Source organism: Enterococcus italicus DSM 15952, from assembly GCF_000185365.1.
Classification (GTDB): Bacteria; Bacillota; Bacilli; order Lactobacillales; family Enterococcaceae; genus Enterococcus_G; species Enterococcus_G italicus.
The window spans coordinates 1,065,818-1,083,626 of the sequence record NZ_GL622241.1; the positions used below are offsets into that span (position 1 = coordinate 1,065,818).

The following is a 17,809-nucleotide window of genomic DNA, read 5'->3' on the forward strand; positions in this document are numbered from 1 at the left end:
TGTAAATTTTACTTTAAATAAGTAAAGTTGGAAACAGAAATCAATTTGGAGGGTACAAAGATGAACGATGTAATTATAATTGGAGCGGGGCCTGCGGGAATGACAGCCGCACTATATGCCGCTCGTGCCAATTTAACAGTAGTGATGATTGAACGTGGCGCACCCGGTGGCCAAATGAATAACACAGCAGAAGTAGAAAACTATCCAGGATTTGATTCAATCTTAGGGCCTGAGTTAGCATATAAAATGTATGAGAATGCGACTAAGTTTGGCGTAGAAAATGCATACGGTATCGTAAAAGAAATCAAGGATTGTGGCTCTTATAAAGAAGTCGTGACCGATGACCAGACGTACCAAGCAAAAACAGTCATCATTGCGACTGGTTGTGACCATCGTAAATTAGGCATACCAGGTGAAGACGAGTATGCTGGTCGTGGCGTTTCTTATTGTGCCGTTTGTGATGGTGCCTTTTTCCGCGAGCGAAAATTAGTTGTTGTTGGTGGTGGAGACTCTGCTGTAGAAGAAGCTCTATATTTAACTCAGTTTGCATCAGAAGTGGTAATTATTCATCGCCGTGATCAACTACGAGCACAAAAAATTATTCAAGATCGGGCCTTTGCCAATGAAAAAATTTCCTTTATTTGGGATTCCGTTGTCGAAGAAATTACTGGTAACGATCGTGTCGTAGAATCAGTGAAAATTAAAAATGTTCAAACGGGTGAAGAATCTTCAGTAGCTGCTGGCGGCGTATTTATCTATGTTGGCCTAGATCCATTAACAGAGCCATTTCAATCAGCGGGTATATTAAATGAAAATGGCTGGATTCCTACAAATGAAGAGATGGAAACAAGCATTCCTGGTGTCTTCGCGGTTGGCGATGTTCGCGAGAAGAACTTACGACAAATTACTACAGCTGTTGGTGAAGGAAGTATTGCTGGACAAAACGTTTTCTCTTATATTGAAACGTTAAAAGATATGCAAAAATAGTATCACTCGGCTGCCATCATTGGCAGTCGTTTTTTTATAGGACGGAATGAAAATCAGTGGTATAATAAGCATGATTAAATGAGAAAGGGTGTTTTATATGACTTGGCAAGATGTCTATCAACAATGGAATAACGAAGCAACATTAGAACCCACCTTAAAAAAACAATTGGAAGAGCTAGCGACTGATCCTGAAGCTTTAGAAGATGCGTTCTATGCGCCGCTTGAATTTGGTACGGCTGGGATGCGTGGGGTATTAGGTCCTGGTATTAATCGAATGAATATCTATACTGTCAGACAAGCAACAGAAGGTTTGGCATTATTTATCGACACGCAAGATGTAGAAACGAAAAAAAGAGGCGTTGCGATTGCTTATGATTCGCGTCATTTTTCAGAAGCATTTGCCATGGAAGCGGCACGTACGTTAGCCCAACATGATATCCCTTCATATGTCTTTGAATCACTAAGACCAACACCGGAGCTTTCATTTGCTGTAAGAGAGTTAAAGGCATTTGCCGGTATTATGATTACAGCTTCTCACAATCCAGCTGCTTACAATGGCTACAAAGTATATGGTGAAGATGGCGGTCAAATGCCACCGCAAGATGCAGATGCTTTGACAACATTTGTTCGTGGTATCGAAAACCCATTAGAAATTCCAATCTTATCGGAAGAAGAAGTGGAAACGAGTGGCTTGATTCAAATCATTGGTGAACAAGTCGACCAAGCATACTTAGAACAAGTTAAAAAAGTAACGATAAATTCTGAATTAGTAAAAGAAATGGGCAAAGACTTAAAGCTTGTCTACACACCACTACATGGTACAGGTAGAATGCTAGGAGAAAAAGCATTAAAACAAGCTGGCTTTGAAAAATTTGTGATTGAACCCCATCAAGGTATCCCTGATCCAGACTTTTCAACAGTAAAATCTCCTAATCCAGAAGAGGCTGGGGCATTTGAATACGCCATGAAATTAGGAAAAGAAGAAAATGCAGATGTATTAATCGCGACTGACCCCGACGCTGACCGTCTAGGAGCTGCAGTCCGTATGCCAAATGGTGACTACCAAGTACTAACCGGAAACCAAATCGGTGCCATTTTCATCCATTATATTTTAGAAGCTCATAAGCAAGCCAACACATTGCCAGAAGATGCAGTGGTTATTAAATCGATCGTATCTAGTGAATTACCGACTGCTATTGCGAATCACTATGGCGTTGAGATGCTGAACGTCTTGACTGGTTTTAAATTTATTGCAGAAAAAATTCAACAATTTGAAGAAGACCATTCGCATACTTTTATGTTTGGGTTTGAAGAAAGCTATGGCTACCTGGTGAAATCTTTTGTTCGTGACAAAGATGCCATTCAAGCTTTGGTCTTATTAGCAGAAGTAGCAGCATATTACAAAAAAGCGGATAAAACATTGTATGATGCGTTACAAGAAATTTTTGAAACATATGGTTACTACAAAGAAAAAACAATTTCTGTAACGATGAGCGGGCAAGAGGGGGCAAGTAAAATTGCTGCGTTGATGACTCGTTTCCGTAACGAAGCACCAAGTGAATTTGCCGGTGCTACAGTAGAAGTTACCGAAGACTTTAAAGAATTAACAAAAGTAAATCACCAAACCAATAGCACTGAAAAAATGACAACACCACCTTCTAATGTATTGAAATATATCTTAGCAGATGGTAGTTGGATTGCTGTACGTCCTTCTGGTACAGAACCCAAAATTAAGTTCTATATTGGTGTGAAAGCATCCTCACAAGCGGAAGCTGAAGAAAAAGTAGCTAGTTTAGAAGACGCAATTAATGAAATAACAAACGCTTAAAGGTATAATCTATATCACGTTGACAAAAAGTGATAAGGAGAACGAAATGAAAGAAGTATCCGACAAAGAATTCGAACGTGTCAGTCAAATCTATAAACTATTAAGCGATGTGACTAGACTCAAAATTTTATTATTATTGGAAGATGGCGAGTTAAATGTGACAGCCATTGCCACTCACTTGGCAATGGAGCAATCTGCCGTATCCCATCAATTAAAACTGTTACGTGAGAATCAAATTGTAAAAAATCGTCGTGAAGGTAAAACAATCTTATATAGTCTTGATGATGGTCATGTTTTGGCAATCTTGACGAAGACATTCGATCATGTGCGCCACAACTGATAGAGTAAAGAAAACTGGGAATTTTATAAAAATTCCTAGTTTTTTTTGAAGAGTTTGGTATGCTAAGTGAAATTATGAGAAAATGATGAAAGTTATCAAGATGACTTTCAGTTAGGAGTTAATATGGAAGGCAAGAAGTTACGCATCGCAATGCTTGGTCTCGGATCTGTCGGTAGTAAAGTGGTTGAATTGGTCACGAAAAATTCTGAATACCTTTATCAAAGGACCGGTGTCCAAGTGGAAATCGTCTATGGACTAGTTCGTTCCATCTTAGAAGAAGATAAGAAAAAGTTAGCAAAAAACTATCAGTTTCAACTGACGGATTCATATGATGATATTTTGTCTGATGACTCAATCGATGTTGTCGTTGAATTAATCGGTCGCGTGTCACCGGCAAAAGAATACATTGTTCGTGCCCTAAAAGCAAAAAAACACGTGGTGACAGCGAATAAAGATGTGATGGCTCAATATGCTCATGAGCTATTACCACTTGCCAATCAACATGGCGTGACGATTGGGTACGAGGCCAGCGTGGCAGGGGGAATCCCAATTGTCAATCCATTGAAGACACAATTTTCTCTGGATACAATCACTAGCATTCGCGGAATTTTAAATGGGACGACGAACTTCATCTTGACTAAAATGTTGAATGAATCTTTAAGTTATGAGGAAGCGTTGACTTTAGCACAAGAATTAGGTTTTGCCGAATCTGATCCTACAAACGATGTAGAAGGAATCGATGCCGCCTATAAAGTAATGATTCTAGCCCAACTTGCTTACCATGTTTATCCTAAGATGGAAGACGTTCAAATCGATGGAATTACGGCCATTCACCCCGCTCAGTTAGCAGTAGCCAAGCAATTTGGCTATAAAATCAAATTATTAGGTGAAGTAAAAGCAATAGGTAATGAGCTTAGTTTACGAGTAGCTCCTGCCTTGGTTTCAGATCAAACATCTTTAGCTTTGATTGACAATGAGACCAACGCTTTACAAGTCAATAGTACGCAGATTGGGCAATCTTTCCTTAGTGGACCTGGAGCGGGAGCAGCTCCGACAGCTACGAGTGTCTTAGCAGATATTCAAGCCCTAATTGAAAAGAAAGAACTAGGGACAAGCAATCAATTTGCTCCTGTATTTTTTGAAAACCTAGAGTTTACCTTTTTAGCTGAGTCACCTGCAGAAAAAATGGGGATTGTCATGAAGAAAGCCAATGCTTCTCAAAAATTCACCAATGATCAACTCGCAGATATTCAGTCCATTCATCATGTGAGCATAGCAGATGATGCATATGAGTGGCTCGTGACGAATCCATTAACTAGTGAACAACTTCATGACTTACTAGAAAGTTTAAATCGAATGGGCTCAGTTTTGGGCGCCTTACCGTTTGTAGACTAGCTTAAGAAAGAGGGTAACAACTTTGATAATTCGTGTTCCTGCGACGAGTGCCAATTTAGGTCCTGGGTTTGATTCTTGTGGTATCGCGGTCGCTCGTTATTTGACGATTGAAGTAAAAGAGCAACAAGACAGTTGGTTCATTGACCATCAGCTAGGAGCTGAAGTACCCACAGACGAAACCAACTTGTTACTAACGACAGCATTAAGTATTTGTCCTGCAATCGCACCACATCGACTTGTGATGCAATCAGAGATTCCGTTAGCGAGAGGGTTGGGGAGTAGTTCATCGGTGATTGTCGCCGGAATTGAGCTTGCCAATCAGCTAGGAAATCTAAATCTTACTCCTCAAAAAAAATTAGAATTGGCAACGGCAATCGAAGGACATCCGGATAACGTCGCTCCGGCTATATTTGGTGATTTTGTGGTTTCGACTTACTTTCCAAAGCGGAGTGAACGAACGGTCGTTTCTGTGAAGCACCAGTTTCCTGACTGTGGCGTGATTGCCTACATTCCAAAGGTTGAACTGCTAACCAAAACTAGCCGCAATGTCTTGCCACAGACATTTGCATTTAAAGAAGCGGTCGAAGCAAGTGCGATCGCCAATGTCATGATTGCGGCAATTATTCAAGGAGATTTAGCAGTTGCTGGTGAGATGATGTCTGCGGATCGTTGGCATGAACCGTATCGCAATTCATTGGTTCCACATTTACAATCAGTGAAAGATAGCTGCTTAGCTTTAGGAGCCTATGCCTGTTTTTTGAGTGGTGCAGGACCAACCGTCTTAATCTTGACGCCGCTTGATAAGAGGGATACGATTGTCAAAAAGTTACAAGATTCGGCTTCTGATGCTGCTGAAATTGCACCATTATCGATTGACCGGATAGGGGTTCATGTAAGGTAAATAAAGACGATCTTGCGCTGTTAAACAGAAATGTGTTTAACGGAGCAAAATCGCCTTTTTAATTTTCTTAGAAAGGGTGGACAGCATCATCATTATCAGAAATATAATAACTATGATCTTCAAGTTTTAAGGCATTTAGAATCATTGAGGCTGTTTCTTCAATCGATAGAGTGGCGACGTTGATTATCACACACCCAATTTTTTGATAAAGCTCATTAGCAAATGCCAATTCTTCACGGATTTTGTCAATATTGGCATATGCTGAGTCAGGATTTAAGCCATAGCTGATCATTCGTTCTTTACGAATCGAATTTAACATATCCGGATCATTGGTCAAGCCGACAATTTTTTTAGGATCGACTTCCCAAATTTGTTTCGGGATATGAGCTTGAGGAACAATCGGTAAGTTTGCTACTTTTAAATTCTTATTAGCTAAAAAAAGACTCAATGGTGTCTTTGATGTGCGAGAGACACCTAATAAGATAATGTCAGCTTCGAGAAAGCCGCGAGGATCTTTGCCGTCATCATATTTAACTGCAAATTCCATCGCCTTGATTCGGCGGAAATAGTTTTCATTTAGATGATGAAGTGCGCCTGGTTCCCGACTTGGGAGGATCCCTGTTCGACGAGTCACTTCGTCTACAGTAGGCGTTAAGACATCAATATTATACAAACCACTTTGCTCACAAAAGTCATTGGTCAGCTCGACTAAATTTTCGCTAATCAACGTATGAAGGATGATACCATTGACTTCTTTTGCATCGGCTAATGTTTTAATGAGTGCCTCTCTAGAACGGATAAAAGTTCTTCGATACAAACAAAAATTCACTGATGGAAATTGCGCCATTGTAGCTTGTGCTAGTTTTGTTGCTGTTTCACCTGCAGAATCAGAAATGACGAAGAGATTAATTGTTTCTTTGTTTTCCATAAAATCGCCTCACTTGCATTCTTTTTCCATCTATTATACCATAGCTTTAAATTTGTGAAACGTAAGCATTATGATTTAGAAAATACAGAGGTTAATTTATGGAAAAACAGATACCAGCCATCGAACACGCATGGCATATTTTAAAAGAAAAAGGCTATAAGTATACTAAAAAAAGAGAGGCGCTACTTTTTTATTTGGCGCAAAAAAATCGCTACCTACCTGCTAGAAAAGTTTATGACGAAATGAGTGAGCAATTTCCTGGCTATAGCTACGATACAATTTATCGCAATTTACATGATTTTTCTGATTTAGGTATTCTAGAGAAGACAGATTTAAATGGTGAAATGCAATTTCGTTTTCATTGCCAACATCATGGTATTGGCGAACATCATCACCATTTTATTTGTTCCGTCTGTGGCAAGACCAAAGAATTAGATGCGTGCCCAATGGATATATTTGAAGAGCAATTAGCTGGTTGCAAGATCGAAGGGCATCGTTTTGAAATCTATGGGCGTTGCGAAGAGTGTCAATAAGCACCAAAGATAACACCATTTAATAAAATTCATGTTTTATTGAAAACAATACCAAAGAACAACTTGACAGAAAAACAGTCTTTCGTTATAATTTTTTAAGGACAGTGTGCGTTATTGAAACTATTTCAATAACAAAAACGGTTACTTTTTAAGCTCGGAGGGAGGGAATTTATATGTCAAAAACAGTGGTTCGCAAAAATGAATCTCTTGACGATGCTCTTCGTCGCTTCAAACGTTCCGTGTCAAAAGCAGGTACTTTACAAGAATCTCGCAAACGTGAATTCTATGAAAAACCAAGTGTGAAACGTAAGAAAAAATCTGAAGCAGCTAGAAAACGTAAAAAATTCTAAGTTTGCTGCGAAAGAACTGGAGTTGGTAGTGTGTCACTACTAAATACGTTGAATGATGACATGAAAACGGCGATGAAGGCGAAGGACAAAGAGACATTAACCGTCATTCGCATGTTGAAAGCATCACTACAGAATGAAAAAATCAAGATTGGCCGCGATTTGAATGATGAGGAAGAGTTGACAATTCTTGCAAGAGAAATGAAACAACGTCGGGACTCATTAACTGAATTTGAAAAAGCAGGCAGAGAAGATCTTGTTGAAAAAGTAAAAAGTGAAATTACGATTGTTGAACAGTATCTTCCAGAGCAATTGACTCTGGAAGAGATTCACAGCATTGTCGCACAAGCTATCGAAAAAACAGGCGCCAGTTCCGTCAAAGAATTCGGTAAAGTGATGGGAGTAGTTATGCCACAAGTTAAAGGCAAAGCTGATGGGAATCAAGTAAATGCCGTTGTGAAAGAACGTTTAGACAAGTAATATGACACGCCGCAGACATTTGTTCTGCGGCTTTTTCATGTGGGTGTGGTTAGTTGATAGGAAAAGTAATCTCTTTTGAAATAAGATATGGTATGATGATACTGAATAAATTTAGAACCAAAGGAGCGATTTTTTTTTGCAAGATAACCAATACTCAAGAGAAATTCATTTACAGTCGACTGATGATTTTGCATTGTTAGTTGGCACGCATGACAAACATGTGAAGTTAGTTGAAGAAAATACCAATACACAGATTCGTGCTCGTGGGGAAATTGTTCAAATAATCGGTACCGAACACGATGTAGCAAATGCAGAACAAGTCTTCCAAGTCCTCTTAACACTAATCAATCGAGGAATTAACATTAATACAGCAGATGTCGTTAACGCATTAAATTTTATGAATCAAGGGAAGTTACCTTCCTTTCTAGCGATGTACGAAGAAGAGATTATGAAAGATCGCGCCGGAAAAGCGATCCGAGCAAAGACAATTGGTCAATCACATTATATTACCGCTGTTCGCCGGCATGATGTTGTCTTTGGAATTGGACCAGCTGGGACTGGGAAAACATTCTTGGCTGTTGTCTTAGCTATTGCGGCTTTAAAAAAAGGTCAAGTCGAAAAAATTATCCTCACACGACCAGCTGTAGAAGCTGGTGAAAAATTAGGCTTTTTACCCGGCGATTTAAAAGAAAAGGTCGATCCATATCTTCGTCCCGTGTATGATGCACTCTACCAAGTGTTCGGTATCGATCATACCAATCGCCTGATGGAGCGCGGCATAATCGAAATTGCCCCTCTTGCCTATATGCGTGGACGGACACTAGAGAATGCCTTTGTAATTTTAGATGAGGCCCAAAATACGACAATTGCTCAGATGAAAATGTTTTTGACACGGTTAGGTTTTCATTCAAAGATGATTGTTAATGGTGATGCTAGCCAAATTGACTTGCCACGAGGAGTAACGAGTGGCTTAATTCATGCACAACAAACATTGCAAGGTATTAAGCAAATTGACTTTGTTCACTTTGATGCAGAAGATGTTGTGCGTCATCCAGTGGTAGCAGAAATTATTCGAGCATATGAAAATGAAACAACGGAACAATTGTAACAAGAATAGGAGGAAGCAGTCATGCTAAATCAATCGCTAGAAAAAATGAACGAGCGCTTTGGAAAGTTTCTTGTACCAATCATTCTAATCGTCTTTTTCGTTCTAACGCTCGCGATCCTCTACCCAAGTATCAAGCCTACTGCAAATAGCTACAAAGAAGGGCAAGTTGCAGAGACCAATATACGGGCAAATAAAACGATTGAAAATTCGACGGCTACTGAACAAAAAAGAAAATTAGCTGCTGAAGCAGTTTCGCCGGAATATACGTACCAATCTGATCTGGCAACAAGACAACATGATCTTTTGGCTAATCTGTTTACCTTAATCTTAAAAGTTAAAACAAGTGCAGATGAAGCTTATCAAAAAAATACCCAAGCTGCAAAAGATAAGTCGACAGTCTCCAAGCCGACGACAGAAGAATTAATTAGTCAATTAAAAAAACAATTTGAGACTGTTGATACAGATGATTTGGATTTTTATCAAGATTTGACAACAAACTTTTTGACAACGATGTTTTCACTTTCGACCACAGAAATTACGAAAGTAGAACAAGTTACCCTGAATCTAGTTGATGATCAAATGAAAGCTCAAATTAAAGAGAGTGATGTCACAAGTGTTCGTCAAAAGGCGGAAAGTGCCTTAGAAGCGAGCGATGTATCGACGAGCCAAGCAGAAGCTGTGCGATATTTATTATCGAAAGGTATCGTTGCCAATACTTTTTTGAATGAAAAGAAAACGACTGAACTTCAAAATGAAGCCAAAGCTTCCGTACAACCTGTCATGATCTATCAAGGCGAAATCATTGTTCGTGAAGGATCTCAAATTGACAGTACAGCGATTGAAAAGCTGCGAATATTAGGTTTGACCAATCAGTCAGTAAATTATTATCCGTTACTTTCACTTGTTTTTACGATTTTATTGCAGATTGGCATGCTGGCCTTTTTTGTTCACCAAATGGAAGAACAGTCTAAACGGTTAAAGTGTTATCTCTTTTATGCTTCAATGATGATTGTCAGTTTATTGATTATGAAATTTTTCCAATTGTTCCAAACAAACGCAGCACCTCACTTATCACTCTTTTATCCAGCAGCATTTGCGCCACTTGTGCTAAACTTCTTTATGAATCGCCGTTCTGGTTTGTTAGCTGCACTTTTCCAAGTGGTCTTTGCATTGTTTATATTTAGCAATACGGCTGCAGATGTAGGATTGAATGTATTGGTCTTCTTACTGATTTCATATCTTTTTTCTGGTATTATGGGGACTATTGTCCGACAACAACGTATTTCTAACCAAGGATTTAATGCGTTGATGTGGTTGGTTGTTTTCCCTCTATTGATGAATGTCACGCTCATTCTGTTCCAAGAGATGAGTTTTACCAGTGGGCAAACATGGATTGCACTTGTCTGTGGATTAGCAGGTAGTCTATTGTCACTGCTTTTAACGGTAGGACTCCACCAATATATTGAACTACTCGTGACTGATGACAGTGTAATTGTTTTAAATGAACTTAGCAATCCCAATCATCCCATGCTGAAACGACTATTAGAGGAAGCTCCAGGTACGTATCATCATAGTATGATGGTAGCCAATCTGAGTGCCAATGCAGTAGCTGATATCGGTGGCAATTCCCTTTTGACACGCGTGGCATGTTACTATCATGATATTGGGAAATTAAAGCATGCGAATTTCTTCGTAGAAAATCTACCCGCTGGTGCTGAAAATCCTCATAATTTTCTTTTACCCGAAGATAGCCGAGATATTATCTTTGGCCACGTGATCGATGGAGCCAAGGTGTTAGAAGCTGAAAAAATGCCCCAAATGGTCATAGATATTTGTCGCCAACATCATGGAACAACGTTGATGCGCTTTTTCTACGTTAAAGCAAAAGAACGCAACGATTCAGTCAAAGAATCGGATTATCGCTATCCAGGACCTAAGCCACAGACAAAAGAAGCGGGGATTGTTAGCATTGCTGATAGTTGTGAAGCTGCCGTTAGAGCAATGGATCAACCTAGTAATGAAAAAATTAAAACGTTTGTCTCAAATCTAATCAAAGACCGTATATTAGATGGTCAGTTGGATGAGTCGGGCTTGACATTAAATGAGTTACGCATTATTGAAAAATCATTGATTAATGGCTTGTGTTCGACGTTCCATTCAAGAATCAAGTATCCAAAAATGAAATCAGAAGCAGAGCAAATGAAAGAAGAACAAGAGAAAAGAGAGGAATAAGGAATGGAAATAGCATTTATCGATGAAAATGAACGTGTGACGGCTAAAAAAATGCAAGAAATCGATGATCTTTTGCAATATGCAGCTAGCCATCTGGATTTACCAGAAGATACGGAAATGTCCATTACATTCATGGATAATAACGAAATACAAGAAATCAACCGTGTCTATCGCAATAAAGATATGCCGACTGATGTTATCAGCTTTGCGCTAGAAGAAGAGGGAGAGGACGAGTTGCCAATTATTTTTGATGAAGAATTTGACGATAGTCAATTTCCTCGTAATCTTGGCGATTTAATGATTTCAGTTGAACGAGCAAATGAGCAAGCCGAAGAATATGGCCATTCGGTCGATCGTGAGTTAGGCTTTCTTGCACTGCATGGTTTCTTGCACCTAAATGGCTATGACCATATGACACCTGAGGATGAGAAGGTAATGTTTGGATTACAGAAGGAAATTTTAGATGCCTATGGACTCAAAAGATAAAAAACAAGTTGAAAAAAATAAATCGTTTATTCAGTCATTGGATTTTGCAATTACTGGCTGGAAAACCGTCTATTATGATGAACGAAATTTTCGAAAACACGTCAGAGTGAGCTTTTTAGTCATTGTGCTTGGTTTCATATTTTCACTTAATCTGTCTGAATGGTTGTGGTTATTAACGAGTATCTTTTTGGTTTTATTTGCAGAGATGCTCAATACCACCTTTGAAAATATTGTCGATATGGTGACAGACTATCACTTTGATCCACTCGGAAAAAAAATTAAAGACGTTGCTGCAGGTGCTGTTTTATTGACAGCTTGTTTTGCTGTAGTGATTGGCGCATTGATTTTTCTTCCCAAAATGGTACACCTATTTTTTTACTTAAAGGAGAGCTTATGACAGAACATAAATCAGGATTTGTCGCACTTGTCGGTCGCCCGAATGTCGGTAAATCAACATTATTAAATCGTATCGTTGGCCAAAAAATTGCAATTATGAGCGACAAAGCACAAACAACACGAAACAAAATACAAGGTGTCTATACGACAAAAGATGCCCAAATCGTCTTTATTGACACACCAGGAATTCATAAACCAAAATCTCGTTTGGGTGATTTCATGGTCGAGTCTGCTTTTAGTGCCTTAAATGAAGTTGATGTGATTTTGTTTATGATTAGTGCCGATCAAAAGCGCGGAAAAGGCGATGATCTTATTATCGAACGCCTAAAAAAACAATCTGTGCCAGTCTTCCTAGTTGTCAACAAATTGGATAAAGTGCATCCGGATGCCTTACTTGAAGTGATTGCGGATTACTCTCAACAAATGGATTTTGCAGAGGTTGTGCCAATCTCGGCTACTGAAGGAAATAATTTTCCAACTTTGATGGCAACCATCGAAAAAGAACTTGAAGAAGGACCGCAGTATTTCCCAGAAGATCAAGTGACGGATCATCCAGAATATTTTATCGTATCAGAATTAATTCGCGAAAAAGTATTGCAATTCACCCGTGATGAAGTGCCCCATTCCGTTGCCGTTGTTGTGGATTCAATGAAGAAAAACGAAAATGAAAAAATCGCCATTCAGGCAACGATCATCGTGGAACGTGATAGCCAAAAAGGCATCATCATCGGTAAAGGCGGCAAGATGTTGAAATTGATTGGCACCAAAGCACGGCTAGATATTGAGCATTTGTTAGGGAATAAAGTATTCTTAGAACTCTGGGTGAAGGTGCAAAAGGACTGGCGCGAAAAAGAACGCTATCTGACTGATTACGGCTATCGTGAAATGGAGTAAGAGTAGGATAAGGCAAGTAGTGAGGGTTAGTTATGGCAATTGTTGAATCAAAAGGGTTAATCCTCTTTGCAAAGAACCATAAGGAAAAAGATAAATTGGTCAAAATTTTTACAGAGTCGGCAGGCAAGCAAATGTTTTATGTGCGGGGTGCGCATCGGAAAAATAATCCCCTGCAGCCAGCCATCATGCCATTTACCGAAGCGACGTATATTAGCCAGTTTTCTGAGCAAGGACTTTCGTTTTTACATGCGGCGAAACATATTCATCCGTTTCGCCACCTACAAGAAGATATCTTTCTTGCAGGGTATGCGACGTATCTTTTAAATTTGGCTGATGCAGCGATTGAGGATCGAGTATACGATCCACATCTCTACCAATTTTTAAAAGAAGCATTGCACTTCATTGATGAAGGCAAAGATGCTGAGATTATAACTAATATTTTTGAGGTTCAAGTCTTGCAACGGTTTGGTGTACAATTTGAATGGCAGCACTGTGCAATCTGTGGTGAAACGCATGGAAAATTTGATTTTTCAAGTAAATACAGTGGTGTGCTTTGTGAACGGCATTGGTCGTTGGATGAGCGACGATACCATGCTGATCCAAAGGCAATCCATTTTTTACGCCTGTTCCATCAAATCGACTATCAAAAGATTGATACCATTCAAGTGAGTACCGAGACTAAGCAAGTAATTCGTACTGTTTTAGATGAATTGTATGAGGAATTTGTAGGGATTCATCTGAAGAGCAAAAGCTTCATTGATCAAATGAAGTCCTGGCAACAAATAGTAAAGCGTGACGAGCAATAGCCTTTTCGATTCGTATATTGACAAACAATCGAAACATCGCTATGATGTCATTGTTAAGAATTAAATAGTGTGTGATGAACATCAAAAGAAAGAATTGATACTGATAGCGAGTCTGAGTTGGTGAGAGCAGATAGTTGATATGTTTCTAGGGGCAATGGGAGCACAAGTATGAAAGTGCCGTAAAGAATGGCTTTACGGAAGTAGGGTGGAACCGCGAGCGTACTCGTCCCTATATCTGTCTTTGTACAGATATAGGGGCTTTTTTTAATGTAAAGGAGAGAATACTATGGCGAAAAAGTTAACTGTTCAAGAAATGATTTTAACGCTACAAAAATTTTGGTCAGACAATGGCTGTATGCTGATGCAAGCCTATGATACAGAAAAAGGTGCCGGTACGATGAGTCCGTATACCTTCTTACGAGCAATTGGCCCAGAGCCATGGAATGCAGCCTATGTCGAACCATCAAGAAGACCGGATGATGGCCGTTACGGTGAAAATCCCAATCGTTTGTATCAACACCATCAATTTCAAGTAGTTATGAAACCCTCACCAGAAAATATTCAAGAGTTGTATTTAGAAAGTCTGCAACTACTTGGGATTAATCCTCTTGAACACGATATCCGTTTTGTTGAAGACAACTGGGAAAATCCATCAATGGGCTGTGCAGGCTTAGGTTGGGAAGTTTGGTTAGACGGGATGGAAATCACGCAATTTACATACTTCCAACAAGTAGGTGGCTTACAATGCCATCCAGTCACTTCTGAAATTACATATGGTCTAGAACGTTTGGCTTCATATATCCAAGAAGTTGAAAGTGTTTATGATTTGGAATGGACAGATGGCGTGAAGTACGGTGAAATTTTTAATCAACCAGAATTTGAGCATTCAAAGTATTCTTTTGAACTTAGTGACCAAGAGTTATTGCTTAACAATTTTAATAATTTTGAAAAAGAAGCAAAACGCTGCATTGCAGAGAAATTAGTTCATCCAGCTTATGATTATATTTTAAAATGTAGCCACAATTTTAACTTACTAGATGCTAGAGGAGCTGTATCTGTGACTGAACGTGCGGGATATCTAGCTAGAATCCGTAATATGGCTCGTGAAGTAGCCAAAATTTTCGTTGCCGAACGTGCAAGACTGGGCTATCCGTTATTGAGTCGTGAGGAAGCTGCGAAACTTTTAAAGGAGGGTGAATAAGATGGCGAAAGATGTATTAATTGAGATTGGTTTAGAAGAAATGCCGGCTCATGTCGTTGTTCCCAGTATGAATCAATTAGAAGCAAAGGTAGCAACTTTTTTTGAAGAACAACACTTATCGTATGATAATATTCGTGCTTACTCAACACCACGTCGCCTAGCTGTCCTTATCGAAGCTGTTCCTGAGCGTCAAGCCGATATTGAAGAAGAAATCAAAGGACCTGCTAAAAAAATTGCTCTAGATGCAGAAGGAAATTGGTCAAAAGCCGCCCAAGGATTTGTACGCGGACAAGGACTAACAACGGATGATATCACCTTTAAAGAATTAAATGGCGTTGAGTACGTCTATGCAACAAAGAAAACGACAGGTAAACAGACGATTGATGTCTTGACCGGATTAAAAGAAGTCATTACAAGTTTAACCTTCCCTGTCACTATGCACTGGAACAAATATGATTTTGAATACATTCGTCCGATTCATTGGGTAGTGGCTTTGTTTGGCGAAGAAGTCATTCCATTTGAAATTTTAGATGTGAAAACTGATCGTCATTCAAGAGGCCATCGATTCTTAGGACATGAAGTCACATTTAAGAGGGCGCATGACTATGTCGAGACATTAGCAGAGCAAAGTGTTATTGCTGATTCAGCAGAGAGACAACAGCTTATAGTCAATCAAATTTCAGCAATTGCTGAAAAAAATAAGTGGCAAGTTTTCTTAGATGAAGATTTGTTAGAAGAGGTGACGAATTTAGTCGAGTATCCGACTGCGTTTGTCGGTAATTTTGCCAAACAATATTTGGAAATCCCTGAAGAAGTCCTTGTTACATCAATGAAAGAGCACCAACGCTATTTTGATGTTCGGACGGAAGATGGACAATTACTCCCTCATTTTATCTCTGTCAGAAATGGAAATGATGTTGCCATTGAAAATGTCATTAAAGGGAATGAAAAGGTACTGACAGCTCGTCTAGAAGATGCTGAGTTTTTCTATCAAGAGGACCAAAAACTAACCATCGCTGCATGTGTTGAAAAATTAAAACATGTTGCCTTCCATGAAAAAATTGGGTCAATTTATGAAAAAATGACTCGTGTAGGCGTCATTGCACAAATTATTGGTGAGACTGTTGGTCTATCATCCGCTGAATTGACTGATTTACAGCGTGCAAGTGAAATTTACAAATTTGACCTCGTAACAAACATGGTCGACGAATTTCCTGAGCTGCAAGGCATTATGGGTGAAAAGTATGCACTATTACAAGGAGAAAAAGCGAGTGTGGCAGCAGCTATCCGTGAACATTATTTGCCGATTGCTAGTGAGGGTGAATTACCTAAATCAGTCGTGGGTTCAGTCTTAGCTATTGCCGATAAATTAGATAGTGTCTTGACGTTCTTTGCTGCTGGTATGGTTCCTAGTGGGTCAAACGATCCGTATGCGTTGCGTCGTCAAACATATGGTATCATTCGCATTATCGAAGCGAAACAGTGGCATTTCCCATTTGAAAAATTACAACGGGCAATTCAAGAAAAAATCAATGAAGATCAAGCAACATATGGCATTATGCTATCTGATGAAAACAACTTGGTCAGCGACTTTTTAAAAGCACGTCTGCGTCAGCATTTAGCTTCCCGAGATATTCGTCATGATGTCATTGAAGCCGTCTTAGCATCAGAACAAAAAGATGTGAGCCGATTGTTCCAAGCTGCAGAATTAGTGTCCCAACATTTGGCCGATCAAGAGTTTAAGCCGTCAATGGAAGCTTTGACGCGTGTGATGAACTTAGCGAAAAAACAAGAAACGAAAAATTCAGACATTCAACCAGAACTTTTTGAAAATGAAGCTGAAAAAGCATTGTTCGAAGCGGTCACAGAAGTTGAAGCGAATTTTGCTACAAATACAATGGCAGAAAATTACCAAGCACTAGTTGCACTCCATCCGGCGATTGAAGCATACTTCGATCAAACGATGGTCATGGTAGATGATGCGTCGATCCGAGCAAATCGCTTAGCCTTATTAGCAAAAATTTCAAAAATGGTTCTAGCGATTGCAAGTCTGGATCAGCTAGTTACAAAATAAAAAATAGACTGCTGTCTATGCGTTGCTAAGAGCTTGATTCAGGCTCTTAGCGACACTGGGATGCAGTCGCTTTTTTTATAAGGCATAGATAATTTTTAGTAATACAGGGATATACAATAAGTAGATCAATACGGAATAACCCAAACTTGATGCTGCAAATTCCTGATCAGCTTTGTACGCGCGCGCTAAAATAGGCACAGAGTTTTGGACAGGCATAGCTGACTGAACCATAAATACGGCTAACATCAAGGATGATACAGGAAAGATAAAGCCTAACAACCAAACAATTAAGGGTGATAAGAGATAGCGACCAAGTAGAACGCCAACGATATCACGATTTAACTTCAAATTTTTAATGCCATTAAAGTAAACCATAATCCCAATCGTAAACATCGACAATGGCGTAGTCAGATCGGCTAAATAATTTCCGAATTGTTGGAGAAATGAAGGAACTTTCACACCAGTAAACATCCACACCAAACCAATCATAAATCCAATTAAAGCCGGAGAAAAAATTTTTTTCAGCGCAACGAGCGGATGAAAAGTCATGGTCGTTTCATGAAGTTGGGAGTTGTCTTTGGCGATTTCATAGATACCGATTGTCCAAAAAATAGATGTATTGACAATGTAGTAAAGCAATACGTAAGGTACCGCTTTTTCGCCAAAAATGGCAAGGTTTATCGGTAGTCCAATAAAAATCGTATTTGAGCACGTAAACATGGTCGTAAACGTTCCTCGGCGGGTTTGTTCGACGTTCATCAAGGAACGATACGCCAAACTAGTCAAGTAGGTTATCGTCATTGAGACTAAAGGGATGATCATGCCACTAAAGAGCGACAAAAATTCACTCTTATTAAAGTTTGCTGTAATATT

Annotated in this window: 18 protein-coding genes; 16 read left to right on the forward strand and 2 right to left on the reverse strand. The window is 39.2% G+C overall.

The window, feature by feature from the left end; all coding sequences use genetic code 11:
• Positions 1-60: 60 nt before the first annotated feature.
• The 5 genes from trxB to thrB all read left to right on the forward strand — a co-directional run bounded on the left by trxB (position 61) and on the right by thrB (position 5,451).
• The gene (gene trxB, locus HMPREF9088_RS05040) at positions 61-987 is read left to right on the forward strand and encodes a thioredoxin-disulfide reductase (protein ID WP_040366461.1); all 927 of its coding nucleotides are present in this window, start codon (positions 61-63) and stop codon (positions 985-987) included.
• Positions 988-1,084: 97 nt separating this feature from the next.
• Complete coding sequence (locus HMPREF9088_RS05045) at positions 1,085-2,815, forward strand: phospho-sugar mutase (RefSeq protein ID WP_007208075.1); 1,731 nt, start codon at positions 1,085-1,087, stop codon at positions 2,813-2,815.
• Between the two features lie 46 nt (positions 2,816-2,861).
• Positions 2,862-3,155, forward strand: coding sequence for an ArsR/SmtB family transcription factor (locus HMPREF9088_RS05050; protein WP_040366462.1), 294 nt, complete (start codon positions 2,862-2,864; stop codon positions 3,153-3,155).
• A gap of 123 nt (positions 3,156-3,278) precedes the next feature.
• Positions 3,279-4,550 carry a homoserine dehydrogenase gene (locus HMPREF9088_RS05055; protein WP_007208077.1) on the forward strand — a complete coding sequence of 424 codons (1,272 nt, stop codon included), beginning with the start codon at positions 3,279-3,281 and terminating at the stop codon, positions 4,548-4,550.
• A 22-nt stretch (positions 4,551-4,572) separates the two neighbouring features.
• Complete coding sequence (gene thrB / locus HMPREF9088_RS05060; protein ID WP_007208078.1) at positions 4,573-5,451, forward strand: homoserine kinase; 879 nt, start codon at positions 4,573-4,575, stop codon at positions 5,449-5,451.
• A 67-nt stretch (positions 5,452-5,518) separates the two neighbouring features.
• Here thrB and HMPREF9088_RS05065 read toward each other — a convergent pair whose 3' ends face one another.
• Entirely contained in the window at positions 5,519-6,379 is an 861-nt protein-coding gene (locus HMPREF9088_RS05065) for a pyruvate, water dikinase regulatory protein (protein WP_007208079.1), read from the reverse strand.
• A 98-nt stretch (positions 6,380-6,477) separates the two neighbouring features.
• Here HMPREF9088_RS05065 and HMPREF9088_RS05070 point away from each other — a divergent pair, with 98 nt between their 5' ends.
• The 11 genes from HMPREF9088_RS05070 (at position 6,478) to glyS (ending at position 16,936) form a co-directional block, all read left to right on the forward strand.
• Positions 6,478-6,912, forward strand: a complete 435-nt coding sequence (locus tag HMPREF9088_RS05070) for a Fur family transcriptional regulator (protein ID WP_007208080.1) — start codon at positions 6,478-6,480, stop codon at positions 6,910-6,912.
• 173 nt (positions 6,913-7,085) lie between these two features.
• Entirely contained in the window at positions 7,086-7,262 is a 177-nt protein-coding gene (rpsU, locus tag HMPREF9088_RS05075; RefSeq protein ID WP_002356740.1) for a 30S ribosomal protein S21, read from the forward strand.
• 30 nt (positions 7,263-7,292) lie between these two features.
• Positions 7,293-7,739: a GatB/YqeY domain-containing protein gene (locus HMPREF9088_RS05080; protein WP_007208081.1), complete on the forward strand. Its 447-nt coding sequence runs from the start codon at positions 7,293-7,295 to the stop codon at positions 7,737-7,739.
• A gap of 136 nt (positions 7,740-7,875) precedes the next feature.
• Complete coding sequence (locus HMPREF9088_RS05085) at positions 7,876-8,847, forward strand: PhoH family protein (RefSeq protein WP_007208082.1); 972 nt, start codon at positions 7,876-7,878, stop codon at positions 8,845-8,847.
• Positions 8,848-8,868: 21 nt separating this feature from the next.
• Positions 8,869-11,079, forward strand: coding sequence for an HD family phosphohydrolase (locus tag HMPREF9088_RS05090; protein ID WP_007208083.1), 2,211 nt, complete (start codon positions 8,869-8,871; stop codon positions 11,077-11,079).
• A gap of 3 nt (positions 11,080-11,082) precedes the next feature.
• Complete coding sequence (gene ybeY, locus HMPREF9088_RS05095) at positions 11,083-11,565, forward strand: rRNA maturation RNase YbeY (protein ID WP_007208084.1); 483 nt, start codon at positions 11,083-11,085, stop codon at positions 11,563-11,565.
• Entirely contained in the window at positions 11,549-11,962 is a 414-nt protein-coding gene (locus HMPREF9088_RS05100) for a diacylglycerol kinase family protein (RefSeq protein ID WP_040367260.1), read from the forward strand. The genes ybeY and HMPREF9088_RS05100 overlap by 17 nt, the downstream gene beginning before the upstream one ends.
• Positions 11,959-12,855, forward strand: coding sequence for a GTPase Era (gene era, locus HMPREF9088_RS05105; RefSeq protein WP_007208086.1), 897 nt, complete (start codon positions 11,959-11,961; stop codon positions 12,853-12,855). Before HMPREF9088_RS05100 ends, era begins: the two co-directional genes overlap by 4 nt.
• 32 nt (positions 12,856-12,887) lie before the next feature.
• Positions 12,888-13,661, forward strand: a complete 774-nt coding sequence (recO, locus tag HMPREF9088_RS05110) for a DNA repair protein RecO (RefSeq protein WP_007208087.1) — start codon at positions 12,888-12,890, stop codon at positions 13,659-13,661.
• Between the two features lie 286 nt (positions 13,662-13,947).
• On the forward strand, positions 13,948-14,862 hold the full coding sequence (gene glyQ / locus HMPREF9088_RS05115) for a glycine--tRNA ligase subunit alpha (protein WP_007208088.1): 915 nt from the start codon (positions 13,948-13,950) through the stop codon (positions 14,860-14,862).
• 1 nt (position 14,863) lies between these two features.
• A complete protein-coding gene (gene glyS / locus HMPREF9088_RS05120; protein WP_040366477.1) occupies positions 14,864-16,936 on the forward strand; it encodes a glycine--tRNA ligase subunit beta in 2,073 nt (690 codons plus the stop codon).
• 75 nt (positions 16,937-17,011) lie between these two features.
• On the opposite strand, the gene HMPREF9088_RS05125 is transcribed toward glyS, so the two are convergent.
• On the reverse strand, positions 17,012-17,809 hold a 798-nt coding region (locus tag HMPREF9088_RS05125; protein WP_040366478.1), incomplete at its 5' end, for an AEC family transporter.